Origin of the sequence: Vibrio rhizosphaerae, assembly GCF_024347095.1 — a bacterium.
Lineage (GTDB): Bacteria > Pseudomonadota > Gammaproteobacteria > Enterobacterales > Vibrionaceae > Vibrio > Vibrio rhizosphaerae.
Window position 1 is genome coordinate 2,232,308 of sequence record NZ_AP024903.1, and the last position, 13,140, is coordinate 2,245,447.

Here is a 13,140-nt window from a genome sequence, read left to right on the forward strand (position 1 = left end):
TAAATGGAGATGAAGCCAAAACACTGATTGGGCTGCTATGACTCCAGTAGCCCTGATTTTGACGCTTTCAACGGTTGGCCGCTCAAGGCCTGGGCGACCTCCCAGCTACGAATGAAATTATAGCCGGCTTGCAGCCCTTGCTCATAATCCCATAACAAATCGCTTTTTCTGCTCAGCAAAGTATTAGACCGAAGTGGCTGCTCCGGAGCAATCTGAATCACGAACACATCATCTGGCGGCCGTTTTAAGAATTCAAGGGTCAACGCATATGTCTGATAATGAACCATCAGCATATCGGTCAGACGCGTATCCACAGCCCCCCCAATTAAATGACTCATTCGATATAGTTGCTCTGAGCCAAATAACCAACGCCCCCCATTTAACATCTCTTCCTGAGGAACAAGCGACATTTTCTGACGCAGGTAGTTGCGCCAGTCTTGACGCCATTGTGTGACTTTCTGCTGCCATTGATTTTGCAGGAAGCTGAATGACTGGCGTAACCATGCCTCACTCGGTTTCGGTGGAAGATTCGCAGATGCTAATCCGGCTTTGTTATTGGTGACAGATTCGGTCCGAATAACGGCAATAAAACGCGCCCCCTGCCGCCACGCTTCCTGAACAGGAATCGATGCCGAAATCCCCCCGTCAACATAGGACTCGCCATTGATATGGATGGGATGATGGCATAACGTCGGAATAGCACATGAAGCTAACAGGACTTCCTGCCAGTTTGGCTGCACCATCGGCAGATAATGATCGAGCAACGTCTCTGAACTGGTCACCGCCGCGTATGCCTTTCTGTCCCCTAAGACCTGACGGCCCATATCTAAATCGAGCCGGTACGGATACTCAACGATACGCTCAAGCGCCCAAGACAGATCGACATACTGTTTTTTTCTGATATAGGCAAAAAGATTAAAAAAAGAGGAGTCCGTTGTTAAGTCGGTAATGAATGCTTTACCCAGTCCGTGCTGACGACACAGGAAAGCACACAAATTCAGCGCCCCTGCAGACGTACCATAGTAAACATCAAACGGGTCAAAGTTAGACAGGTTAAAGGCATCCAGAACACCGGCAGTAAAAATGCCACGCTGACCGCCACCTTGCGCAACCAAAGCATTCTTCCCACCAATGAATCGAGACAAACGGTCACAATCGTCGATGACCTGCTGTTCAGAAACTATACCAATATTTTTCTCCATAGGCGGCTGTTGTAATTTAGTTCGCAATGGCGATCAACCCAGAACCAATCAATACCGCAAAAATAATGGCTGTAATAACCACAGCATATTTCAGATCAACATCCATAAATACCTCCAGTATTTGGGGCCATCAGGCCCTGTTCATAAAAAGAAGAAAGACGACGCTGGCGACAATGCCAGTAACTATACCTATCTAATAAGATGGCAATTACTGTCAATTCTTTCATCACACTTATGAAAAGGACATCACAAATATGACTCGAATAAATGCATCCTCTTGACACCAAACAAAACGATGCGCGTGATTGAAAATCATGACGTGGCAATAAACACTGCTATAAATTTACTTCTTCAGCGAGTAATACACTAGTTCTTGGATAGAAATCAGACAGAGCACCAACGATATTGGTATAGATAAAAAAACTATTCAACCCATCAAAAACAGATGAATTAAACATTGCAATAGAAAAGTAACAATTCAATGACCCAAGCATAAAGGTATACATGAAATATATACCTGCAACACAAAATACCCATTGTATTTACAATCTATTGCCTTTCTATTTATAAATCGGTAATCTCGGTAACCATGCACAGGTGAACATCTCATCTGTAGCACACACACATCACAACATACAGAACAATATTCTGAGATATCGCTTAGATATAAAAATATAATTCTAAAAATTAGCGATTATAAGTAGTGAAAATAAATCAAGGGTTAACATTCACACCTTCCATATTTTGGCTAACTATAATCAACAATTGACGATAGGGTGAAATTTCATCCCTCAGAAAGCATTACCAAAGGAGTATCAAATGAAGCGAGAACAATGGGGCTCTCGTGCTGGCTTTATCTTAGCTGCGGTCGGATCCGCTATCGGCTTGGGTAATATCTGGCGCTTTCCGTATATGGCCTATGAAAATGGAGGTGGCGCATTTTTTATCCCTTACCTTTTCGCCATGCTCACAGCCGGTATCCCATTTATGATTCTGGAATTCAGTATGGGGCAGAAACACCGAGGTTCCGCACCGAAGACGATTTCTCAGATCCATTCGAAATTTGAATGGCTCGGTTGGTTTCAAGTCGGGGTTGCAGCGCTCATCGGTGTCTACTACGTCGCCGTCATTGGCTGGGCTATTTCTTATTTTGGCCTGTCATTCACTCAAGGTTGGGGAACCGAAACCAATACCTTCTTCTTCAGCAATTATCTAGGGCTCGGGGATAACACACCGACAAACTTAGGGGGTATTCGTTGGAACATTGCCTTGACTGTTGCACTTGCCTGGGCGATTACCTACATTGCGATTGTTAATGGTGTCAAATCGGGGATTGAGCGCGCATCGAAAATTATGATGCCAATTCTGTTTGTCATGGTGTTGGTTCTGATCGGCCGCATGGCGATGCTTCCCGGTGCACTAGATGGCGTTAACTATATGTTCAAACCAGACTTCAGTAAAATCTGGGATGTCAAAGTCTGGGCAGCCGCATACGGGCAGATATTCTTTACCCTCAGTATCGGTTTTGCCATTATGCTCGCCTACTCTAGCTATCTGCCGGAAAAATCAGATATCACCAATAATGCGTTTATGACGGTATTAATCAACTGCGGATTCTCAATTCTTGCGGGGATTATGATTTTTTCTGTTTTAGGTTATATGGCGCAAGAGCAAGGAAAAGCACTGACGGATGTCGTTTCGTCAGGTGTCGGACTTGCATTTGTTACCCTCCCTGAAGCAATTAACTTATTACCGGCACCGTACATTTTCGGTCCGCTGATGTTCTTTGCATTGGTGGTTGCGGGGCTGAGTTCTCATATATCAATTATGGAAGCAGTCACATCAGCCATCATTGATAAAACTAAATGGCGCCGAAACAAGGCCGCGAGTATTGTCATTGGTACCGGCTTCATCGTTTCCATGGCTTTCGTCACTGATGGTGGCATTCTGTTGCTCGACCTTGTCGATCACTTTGCCAACAATATCGGTATCATGACCGGCTGTTTCGTCGAAATTGTCATGATGACCTGGTTGTTCAAAGTGTCTGATGTCCGTAAATACGCCAATTCAAAATCTGACTTTTCGATCGGGGTCTGGTTTGATATTTGTTTACGCTTTATCACCCCGGTTATATTGGCGATGATTCTAACCACCAAAATTCATACGTTATTGACGGAAGGTTATGGCGGATATGATTTAACTATCGGTTGGGTTCTGATTATCGCTCTGTTCGTCGTCGGTATTTCAATTAACCTGAAAAGTCGTTCTCAGGAGGGATAACATGGATATCAGTGCAATTATTATGATGGTTATTGGCCTTGGCATTACATGGGGCGGCGCATTCATCTGTATAAAAAAAGCAATGCGTCGATCTGAGTAAGGTCACACAAAAAATAAGCCGGCAGAAACCATCTGTCGGCTTATTCTTTTGCAATAATACGCTTGTACTCTGGTCAATGAATACTATAAGAAGTGTATCAATAGCATCATTCAGCATTGATCATTTAAAATTGATAGCTCACACCAGCCGCAGCACCGAGTTGAAGCTCAACATCATCATGTAAATCAAGCTCTGGATGAACCTGCCCATAAACATGAATACGGTTTTTATAGGTCCAGTCCACGCCAAGAGGCAGCCTGACACCAAAATCATTGTCACCGTCACCCCACTCAGTCCAGCCTCCGGCGCCCACATACCAGTCTACAGGAATGTTTGGCTGTTCAAATTGCCCCTTCTTAAACAAATAGTCAGCACTCATACCATCATTGCCAGCAGTAATGCGATATTGGTCATTCAGTTCCAATATTGCACTTAACCCCTGATCAACACCAAATCCGACAGCAACCTCAGGAGATGATGTTGCTGATGATGCCGCGTAAGCAAATGATGACAACGTTAAGGCACCGATAGCAATAGTCATTATTCTCATTATACGACTCTCTTATCAACATGAAGCAATAACGATGACTTTACTAACTTAAGAGTCATTAATGTCATGAATGAGTCAATGTAAAACCAAGATATTCAAAAAATTCAATTCATTGGTGGGAGAAGATGTTCAATGTTCAGGGGTGCTTCAGCAGGTACGACGGTATGTGTGATCGAGATAGGCGCTTTAGGGATTGAGCTCTTGAATAGAAATCGGGGGTCACGGTGCCAGTGAGTTAGAGACAGACCGAGCATTAAAAAAGGGAGCCAAAGCTCCCTTCTGTTAGTGACGAAATGAAATACATCACACCATTTTAGTTATGGCTGCGCATCCACTCATCCATTTCAGTTCTCAGCACATCAGAGCGAGTACCGAAGATAGCCTGAACACCACCTTGAACAACAACAACACCGGCAGCACCCAGAGATTTCAGCTTCTCTTGGTCCACAGCATCTGTGTTATCAACAGAGACACGTAAACGAGTGATACATGCATCTAAGTTTGTGATATTCGCTTTACCACCGAATGCAGCAACTAGTGCAGATGCCATTTCTGAATCACCGGTAACCACATCATCCATCAATGATTCGTCTTCACGACCTGGTGTTTTGATATCCAGAGCACGGATGACAACCGTGAATACAACATAGTAGATCACAGCATAAACAAGACCGACACCAACAAGCAGTAACATTTTCTGTGCATGTGCAGATTGCACGACAAAGTCAATGAAACCATTTGAGAATGTATGACCGTGAACTATGCCCAAGTAGTTAGTGATCACATATGCCAGACCAGCAAGCAGCGCATGGATTCCATACAGTAATGGTGAAACGAACAGGAATGAGAACTCGATAGGTTCAGTAATACCAGTCAGGAATGAAGTCAATGCAGCTGACGCCATGATACCCATGATTTTTGCACGGTTTTCAGGTTTAGCACAACGCGCAATTGCAAAAGCAGCAGCAGGCAGACCAAACATTTTAAACAGATAACCACCAGCAAGCTGACCAAAGCCATTACCTGCAGCACGAGAAGCGTCATCAGCAGTCAGGAAGCAAGTCATGATACCATGAACAACTTGACCCGCATTGTTTGTACATGTACCGGCTTCATAGAAGAATGGTACGTTCCAAATGTGGTGCAGACCAAAAGGAATAAGAGAACGTTCAACTACGCCGTAAATACCGAATGCCAACACAGGGTTCTGTTGCGCGGCCCAATCAGAGAATGCAGCGATAGCAGAACCAATCGGTGGCCAGATAAACGAAAGTACGACACCCAGAATAATTGACAGAAAGCCCGTGATGATCGGTACAGCACGTTTACCAGCAAAGAAACCTAAATAGTCTGGTAACTGAATCTTGAAGAAACGGTTAAATGCCCACGCGGCCAGACCACCCGAAAGGATCCCCCCGAGCACCCCTGTATCGATGGATTCAACACCCATCACAGTTGCCATGACTTTTAATGTCGCAACCATGATACCGTAACCCACGATTGCAGAAAGCCCAGAAACCCCATCATTATTTGTAAAACCTAATGAAACACCGACAGCAAACAACAATGCCATCTGTCCGAATACCGAACCACCTGCCTGCTCCATCAGATGAGAGACGACTTCTGGTAGCCAGCTGAAATTCGCGGCACCAACACCAAGTAATATACCTGCAACCGGTAAAACTGATACGGGTAGCATCAGTGATTTACCAACTTTTTGCAGCTCCGCAAAAAGGTTCTTAGACATATTTTATGCTCCTGAGTAAGTTATTAGAATTTAATAAAACGAGAACTTCATGGCCACCCCCGTCGCCATTCCCCAAGTTCTCGTGGAAAGTTAACCACATAGGCATTATATTTTCCGGCTCTAAATATATATTGACGTCTCTCAAACTTTCCAGAAAGTTAGCAACTTTAGTTTCAAAGTAATATATAGATCACAGTCATAGCGCACCCTGTGAAATGGATTACAAGGCACTTAATTCATTGATAAATAAAAATTAAATCATCAGAAAATCTAATTTTTCATCGAAAATAAATGACGTCTTTATGTTAATTATCATTACAAATTAACTTTTTCTAGATTTGTGTCGATTAAATCAGCGAAACAACCGACTAAAAATCTATTTTTTTGAGTCGTGAATTAATTTATCGCCCCAATACCGTGCATAGTAATATTTTTAACAACAAACATTATTTCTAGAGAAAAAAAAGATCCAAGAAATTCTTGGTTGTTTGATGTGCAACCTCACTCACGGGTATCTCTTTCAACTGTGCGATACACTTTGCAACTTCGGTAACGAAGGCTGGCTGATTCTCTTGTCCTCGATGCGGAACAGGGGCTAAATAAGGAGAGTCTGTTTCAATCAACAGACGATCTAAAGGCAGGTCTTTGACAACGGATTTTAATTCCGTCGCCTGACGGAAGGTCACAATACCGGAAATGGAAATATAAAAGCCCAGCTCCATCGCAGCCTGAGCAAATGCCATATCTTCTGTGAAGCAGTGAATTACACCACGGCATTGCTCCGCCTTTCCCTGACGCAATAATGCCAGCGTATCTTCTCTTGCATTGCGGGTATGAATAATCAATGGCTTATTCAGCGCGACGGCGACTTCAATCTGCTGCATGAATCTTAGCTTCTGCAACTCCGCTGTTTCCGGACGATAATGATAGTCCAGCCCGGTCTCTCCGATTGCAATGACTTTGGCATGATTGGCGTAGTCGTAAAAAGTGTCTAATGCAAAATCACTTTCAACATCCAGCGGGTGAACACCACAAGAGGCGTGAACCCAATCAAACGGTTCGATCATCTCTAGCATTTGGGGAAAGGATGCCAGCGTCACCCCCACTGAGAGGATCTGCTCAACTTGAACGTTTCGCGCTTTATTTAAAACATCTTGGATATTCTCATGTAACTCATCGTAATTGAGTTTATCTAGATGACAGTGGGAGTCGACAAACATGGGGCTCCTTTAAATTTTGATAACCAGTCAAAAACCAGTAGTTCTGAGTTTAAACCACGATGCATTTCCAAATGATGCAACAACGTGATCAATTCTCGGTATTGTTGATAAAGCATACTATAAGAAAGACATTGCGCAACTTCTTCGCTCTTCGGCAACACAATTTTATCTTGCGTCTGAAAGTGAAACTTTTGTGCATCAGTCAGCAAATACCATAGCCAAGTTAATCGTATCTGCGGAGAGGTTTGAATCTCGTCAAGCAATGCATGAATAAATTGCAAAGGCGCATGCAGAAACTGACAAAACAACTCAACCAGTCGTAAATAATGTTCATGCTCCTGTGACTGAATAAAATCAAGCGCCCGGATCGGTGCGTAATCATTCAGTTTAATCATGTACGGCGCAATATCCTGCCCCGTCTCTTTGGCTAGCCATTCAGCCACAACCGTCTGGGCCGGCTCAGAGACATGTAATTGACGGCACCGACTTAAAATGGTTGGTAACACGCGATCAATACAATCCGTCACAAGCACAAAACAGCAGTGGCTTGGTGGCTCTTCCAACGTTTTCAGTAAAGCGTTTGCCGCAGATTCATTCATAAGATGCGCAGGTTGAATCACAATCACCCGATAGCCGCCAAACTGAGAAGATTCCTGCGCTAATTGGTTAATTTGCCGAACGACATCGACAGTAATGAATTTCCCTGCTTGTTCCGGTTTCACCCAGTGAAAGTCGGGATGACTTTGAGAATCCATCAATTGACAGCCATGACAGTAACCACAAAGCTCTGAACCATGATTACATAGCAGTGAACGAGCGATGGTTTCAATGAAAGTCGCTTCTCCCATTCCCTCTTTGACGACCAGCAGTGTCGCTGGCGAAACAGAATGATTTGCCAGCGTTTGACACCATTGTTGCCAGATTTGTTGAAACCAAGGGTATAGTGACATCTGTATAAGCCTCTATTGCTATTGCGCAGATAACCAATTCATCAGGACATGCCGTATCTCGTTCTGTACATCCGCTAACGGTTGCTCTGCAGAAATAATCTGAATTCGTTTATCCTGATTCGCTAACTGTAAATATCGAGCGCGAGTCCGCTCAAAAAAACTCAAATCCATTTTTTCAATGCGATCAAGTTCTCCGCGTCCCCTTGCCCGTTCTAGTCCTATTTCAGGATTAATATCAAGATAAAGCGTAAAATCTGGCTCAAATTGTCCCAGAACAGATTCTCTTAACGTTTGAATCATCACCGGGTCAATCTGTCTTCCGCCCCCCTGATAAGCTTGGGAAGAGAGGTCGTGCCGATCCCCAATCACCCATTGTCCCGCTTCGAGGGCGGGTTTGATCACGCCTTCAACCAGTTGTACTCTGGCCGCATAAATCAGCAGTAGTTCGGTCATATCATAGATGACCTCCCCCTCATGCTCTTCCTTAACAAGGCTGCGTAACTTCTCCGCAACCGGCGTTCCTCCCGGCTCTCGTGTTTTGACGACAGAAGAAACACCAAAATCTTTCAGCGTATCAACTACGGTTTGAATCGCTGTGCTTTTCCCAGCACCTTCTAATCCTTCCACTACAATAAATTTTGCTTTCATTTCTTCGTTCTTAATTGTTTTAAATAACGTTTTACCGCAGCATTGTGTTCCGCCAATGATTTAGAAAAAACATGGCCGCCATTTCCACTTGCGACAAAATAAAGATAATCGCTGACCTCAGGATTTAACGCCGCATAAATAGATGCTTTTCCCACCATCGCAATCGGGGTCGGTGGCAAACCGTAAATCACATAAGTATTGTAGGGCGTGGGCGTGAGTAAATCTTTTTTCCGGATATTACCGTCATAGCTCGCGCCCATACCGTAAATGACTGTCGGGTCGGTCTGCAACCTCATTCTCTTATTGAGCCGGTTAATAAAAACAGAGGCTATCAGCTGTCTCTCATCTTTAATGGCCGTTTCTTTCTCAATAATAGAAGCCAATGTTAATGCTTGATAAGGGGATCGCAAAGGTAAACCCTTTTGTCGAGAGTCCCAGGCATTCTGGAGGACCGACTTTAATTTCTGATTTGCTCGCTTCAGAATTTCTAGATCACTGGTCCCGGCCGTATAGTGATAAGTCTCAGCAAGGAATAAGCCTTCTAATTTTGGCTCATTGATCGACAGTCGTTTTGCAAGCTCGGCTTCTGACATGGACTGGATATCATGTTTCAAATGAGACTCTGTAGCTAACTTTTGCAGAACATCTTGAAAACGGCTGCCTTCAATAAGGGTTATCGTAAATTGATATTCCTCTCCGGCGGTAAACCGTTGCAGGACACGATGCAAAGATTCTCCGGAATGAACCTGATAGGTCCCGACTTTAATTTTGGCCAGTGCCGGATAGAATCGATGCATCACATGCGCTGCGATAGAAGGATATAACCAAGATCGGTCTTCAAAAGACTTCAGAACTGAGCGCAATGACTCGCCTTGATGAATTGTCACCAACTGCTGTTCCGTCGGCAATTGAAGTGACTGAGTAAGGTAGGCATCCACTTTTTGATAAAGGATAGTAACACTGCCAATCACAACCAACGCAACAAGAACACATCCAAATAATATTTTTTTTAACACAGGTTCACTCTCTTTTGTAAATCTCGTACCCGCTCTCCTAGTACAAAGCACGTTGACTGAATCTGAACAACCGGTGCAATCCCCAGAATAGAATTCGTTATAAAAATCTCATCCGCACCAAGCAAATCATCCAGAGAAAAATGACTAACATGTACCGTGACTCCCTGCTGAGTCATGATATCAAGCACCACACGTCGCATGACGCCGGCAACACCAGCCAATGTTAAATCCGGGGTGTAAAGTCTATTATCCCGAAACCAAAATAGATTTGCCATGGTTGTCTCTATCACCTGATCATGCAAATCGAGTGCAACCGCATCTGCATAACCGGATGTCTCGGCTTCAGCTTTCAGTAAAACCTGTTCTAAACGATTATTATGTTTATGACCGGCTAACAATGGATTATGTCCGAGGCGTTGCTGACAAACCCCCAACTGAACACCACTTGAAGTAAACACATCATAATGTTTCGGATAATCAAATGACTGGACCGTCACTCGAGGCGAGCGCTTTGCATTAGGAGTATATCCTCGCCCCCCACTCCCACGGCTGATATGAATTTTGATACCGCCTTTGGGAGCCATCACAACAATCTGACTGATCCATTGTGCTACTTCATCCCAGTCCGGGTATGGAATCTGCAATCTATCCAGGCAGTCTTCCATTCTTTGTTGGTGATAATGCCAGTACTGCATCTGACCATCGATGGTCAAAATCGTTGAAAAACAACCATCACCGTATTGAAAAGATCGGTCATCCGCAGGTATCGATGAAACTGGCATCCCGTCAATCAAAATCATATCTGCATCCTACAAAAAGAAAACGGCTTAATGCTATGCATCAAGCCGTATCAATACAAGTGGATAAAATGACAACTTACACTTTTTTAAAGATTAAAGTGCCGTTGGTTCCACCAAACCCGAAAGAGTTACAAATCGCATATTCCATATTAGAGACTTTACGCGCAGTGTGCGGGACTAAGTCAATCTCTAAATCATCTTCCGGATCATCCAGATTAATCGTCGGTGGAACGATTTGATCAACCAGCGACATCACCGTAATAATAGCTTCAACGGAACCAGCCGCACCCAGAAGATGTCCTGTCATCGATTTTGTCGACGAGACCAGTACCTGCTTGGCACCTTCTTCGCCTAATGCACGTTTGACACCTTTCAATTCAGCCAAATCACCAGCTGGTGTCGAAGTTCCATGCGCATTAATATAACCAACTTGCGTTCCGGTAATACCCGCATCACGCATGGCAGCTTCCATCGCCAAAGCACCACCAGAACCATCTGCGCTTGGTGAAGTCATGTGGTAAGCATCACCAGACATGCCAAAACCAACTAATTCTGCATAAATTTTTGCACCACGCGCTTTCGCGTGTTCGTATTCTTCCAGCACCATGATGCCGGCACCATCACCGAGAACGAACCCATCGCGTCCTTTATCCCATGGACGAGACGCTTTCTGAGGTTCATCATTGCGGGTTGATAGTGCTTTCGCTGCACCAAACCCAGCAATACCGAGCGGTGTTGAAGCTTTTTCTGCACCACCAGCAACCATTGCATCCGCATCACCATACGCGATCATACGAGCGGCATGTCCGATGTTGTGCAAACCTGTTGTACAAGCAGTGGAGATCGCAATATTAGGTCCGCGCAATCCGCGCATAATTGATAAATTTCCGGCAACCATATTGACAATGGTCGAAGGCACGAAGAAAGGGCTGACTTTACGTGGACCTTTATCAACCAGAGCCTGATGACCAGCCTCAATCAGATCTAAACCACCAATACCAGAACCGATTGCAACACCAACACGTGCTGCATTTGCTTCGTTTATCTCAAGACCTGAATCGTCTAATGCTTGCATACCCGCGGCTATACCGTATTGGATAAATAAATCCATTTTTCGGGCATCTTTTTTAGACATATAGTCTTCACAGTTAAAGTTCTTCACTAATCCTGCAAAACGAGTTGAAAAGCCTTCAGTATCAAAGTGATCAATGTTAACAATGCCACTTTGTCCTGCAAGCAAAGCTTTCCAAGAAGATTCTACTGTGTTGCCTACTGGTGATAACATCCCCATACCAGTAACAACGACACGACGCTTGGACACAATCATATTCTCCGGAATTGAAAAAGTTCTATAGAAGAGATGAGACGAGTTAATTAAAACTCAGGCGGCCAGATAGCCGCCTGGAGAGATAGATTACTGAGCGCTTTTAACGTAATCGATCGCAGCTTGAACAGTTGTGATCTTCTCAGCTTCTTCGTCAGGAATCTCAGTGTCGAATTCCTCTTCAAGAGCCATAACCAGCTCAACTGTATCTAGGGAATCAGCACCTAGATCTTCAACGAAAGAAGCTTCGTTTTTAACTTCTGCTTCGTCTACACCTAGCTGTTCAACAATGATTTTCTTTACGCGTTCTTCGATGTTGCTCATTTTTCTTTTCCTTTACAGATTTCGCTTAATGCGATGTCCCGTAGTTTATTAGAACTAGGGAAAGTTGCAAGAGGGTCATCGCTGGTCAAACCACAATTTTTACGATTTTAACCGAAGTTCAGACCATTTTTGATATAAATCATGCACAAATACTAAACACTCATGGCGATAATGCTTATAAAAAGCAATAATTGAATTTTATCCACTTTTACAAACACATTCACCATAGGTTTAGATCATATACATGCCACCATTGACATGTAATGTTTCTCCACTGATATAAGCTGCTTCTTCAGAAACTAAAAACGCCACAGCCGCTGCAATTTCACGAGGAGAACCTAATCTTCCTGCAGGAACTTGAGCGAGTGTAGCAGCTCTTTGCTCATCATTCATAGCATTTGTCATATCAGTTTCGATAAAACCAGGTGCAACAGTATTGACTGTAATACCACGAGAAGCAACTTCTCTAGCCATCGACTTACTAAAGCCAATTACACCGGCTTTCGCAGCAGAATAGTTCGCTTGTCCCGCATTCCCCATGGTTCCCACAACAGAACCCACATTGACAATACGACCACAACGCTTTTTCATCATACCGCGTAAAACAGCCTTTGAAAGACGATAGATAGAAGTCAGGTTGGTATCCATAATTTCTAACCATTCTTCATCTTTCATACGCATCAGTAAGTTATCACGAGTAATGCCGGCATTGTTCACGAGAATATCGATCACCCCAAACTCCTCACCGATAGCCTTCAGAACCGATTCGATAGAATCCGGATCTGTGACATTCAGTTTGAAGCCTTTACCTTTTTCACCCAAATACTCACTGATTGCAGCGGCACCATTTTCACTGGTTGCAGTACCGATAACCGTTGCACCACGCTCTACAAGGAGTTCAGCAATAGAACGCCCGATACCTCGGCTAGCCCCTGTAACCAATGCAATCTTACCGTCTAGATTCATGAAATTACTCATG

General features: G+C 43.9%; 14 protein-coding genes. 2 read left to right on the forward strand and 12 right to left on the reverse strand.

The genetic code is table 11. The features are described from left to right. Positions 1–35: 35 nt before the first annotated feature. Both OCV37_RS09520 and cydH read right to left on the reverse strand, forming a co-directional pair. Positions 36–1,202: a patatin-like phospholipase family protein gene (locus tag OCV37_RS09520; RefSeq protein ID WP_038180639.1), complete on the reverse strand. Its 1,167-nt coding sequence runs from the start codon at positions 1,200–1,202 to the stop codon at positions 36–38. A 16-nt stretch (positions 1,203–1,218) separates the two neighbouring features. Next, positions 1,219–1,308 carry a cytochrome bd-I oxidase subunit CydH gene (cydH, locus tag OCV37_RS09525; protein ID WP_038180634.1) on the reverse strand — a complete coding sequence of 30 codons (90 nt, stop codon included), beginning with the start codon at positions 1,306–1,308 and terminating at the stop codon, positions 1,219–1,221. Between the two features lie 713 nt (positions 1,309–2,021). Between cydH and OCV37_RS09530 the strand changes: the two genes are divergently transcribed. Then, entirely contained in the window at positions 2,022–3,482 is a 1,461-nt protein-coding gene (locus tag OCV37_RS09530; RefSeq protein WP_038180629.1) for a sodium-dependent transporter, read from the forward strand. A gap of 1 nt (position 3,483) precedes the next feature. Further along, positions 3,484–3,582, forward strand: coding sequence for a MetS family NSS transporter small subunit (locus OCV37_RS09535; RefSeq protein ID WP_157634948.1), 99 nt, complete (start codon positions 3,484–3,486; stop codon positions 3,580–3,582). Between the two features lie 124 nt (positions 3,583–3,706). Here OCV37_RS09535 and OCV37_RS09540 read toward each other — a convergent pair whose 3' ends face one another. The 10 genes from OCV37_RS09540 to fabG all read right to left on the reverse strand — a co-directional run bounded on the left by OCV37_RS09540 (position 3,707) and on the right by fabG (position 13,127). Continuing rightward, positions 3,707–4,132: a hypothetical protein gene (locus OCV37_RS09540; protein ID WP_038180626.1), complete on the reverse strand. Its 426-nt coding sequence runs from the start codon at positions 4,130–4,132 to the stop codon at positions 3,707–3,709. 313 nt (positions 4,133–4,445) lie between these two features. After that, positions 4,446–5,879 carry a PTS glucose transporter subunit IIBC gene (gene ptsG, locus OCV37_RS09545; RefSeq protein WP_038180623.1) on the reverse strand — a complete coding sequence of 478 codons (1,434 nt, stop codon included), beginning with the start codon at positions 5,877–5,879 and terminating at the stop codon, positions 4,446–4,448. Positions 5,880–6,331: 452 nt separating this feature from the next. Beyond that, the gene (locus OCV37_RS09550; RefSeq protein WP_038180620.1) at positions 6,332–7,099 is read right to left on the reverse strand and encodes a TatD family hydrolase; all 768 of its coding nucleotides are present in this window, start codon (positions 7,097–7,099) and stop codon (positions 6,332–6,334) included. After that, the gene (gene holB / locus OCV37_RS09555) at positions 7,072–8,049 is read right to left on the reverse strand and encodes a DNA polymerase III subunit delta' (RefSeq protein ID WP_038180618.1); all 978 of its coding nucleotides are present in this window, start codon (positions 8,047–8,049) and stop codon (positions 7,072–7,074) included. The genes OCV37_RS09550 and holB overlap by 28 nt, the downstream gene beginning before the upstream one ends. Before the next feature lie 18 nt (positions 8,050–8,067). Then, positions 8,068–8,697, reverse strand: coding sequence for a dTMP kinase (tmk, locus tag OCV37_RS09560; protein WP_038180615.1), 630 nt, complete (start codon positions 8,695–8,697; stop codon positions 8,068–8,070). Beyond that, positions 8,694–9,713, reverse strand: a complete 1,020-nt coding sequence (gene mltG / locus OCV37_RS09565; protein WP_038180612.1) for an endolytic transglycosylase MltG — start codon at positions 9,711–9,713, stop codon at positions 8,694–8,696. Before mltG ends, tmk begins: the two co-directional genes overlap by 4 nt. After that, positions 9,707–10,513 (reverse strand): aminodeoxychorismate lyase, encoded by an 807-nt coding sequence (gene pabC, locus OCV37_RS09570; protein ID WP_038180609.1) that lies wholly within the window; start codon positions 10,511–10,513, stop codon positions 9,707–9,709. Before pabC ends, mltG begins: the two co-directional genes overlap by 7 nt. Before the next feature lie 76 nt (positions 10,514–10,589). Next, positions 10,590–11,834 carry a beta-ketoacyl-ACP synthase II gene (gene fabF / locus OCV37_RS09575; protein WP_038180704.1) on the reverse strand — a complete coding sequence of 415 codons (1,245 nt, stop codon included), beginning with the start codon at positions 11,832–11,834 and terminating at the stop codon, positions 10,590–10,592. Between the two features lie 93 nt (positions 11,835–11,927). Further along, the gene (gene acpP, locus OCV37_RS09580) at positions 11,928–12,161 is read right to left on the reverse strand and encodes an acyl carrier protein (RefSeq protein ID WP_038180604.1); all 234 of its coding nucleotides are present in this window, start codon (positions 12,159–12,161) and stop codon (positions 11,928–11,930) included. Between the two features lie 231 nt (positions 12,162–12,392). Beyond that, positions 12,393–13,127 (reverse strand): 3-oxoacyl-ACP reductase FabG, encoded by a 735-nt coding sequence (gene fabG / locus OCV37_RS09585; protein WP_038180601.1) that lies wholly within the window; start codon positions 13,125–13,127, stop codon positions 12,393–12,395. Positions 13,128–13,140: the final 13 nt, after the last annotated feature.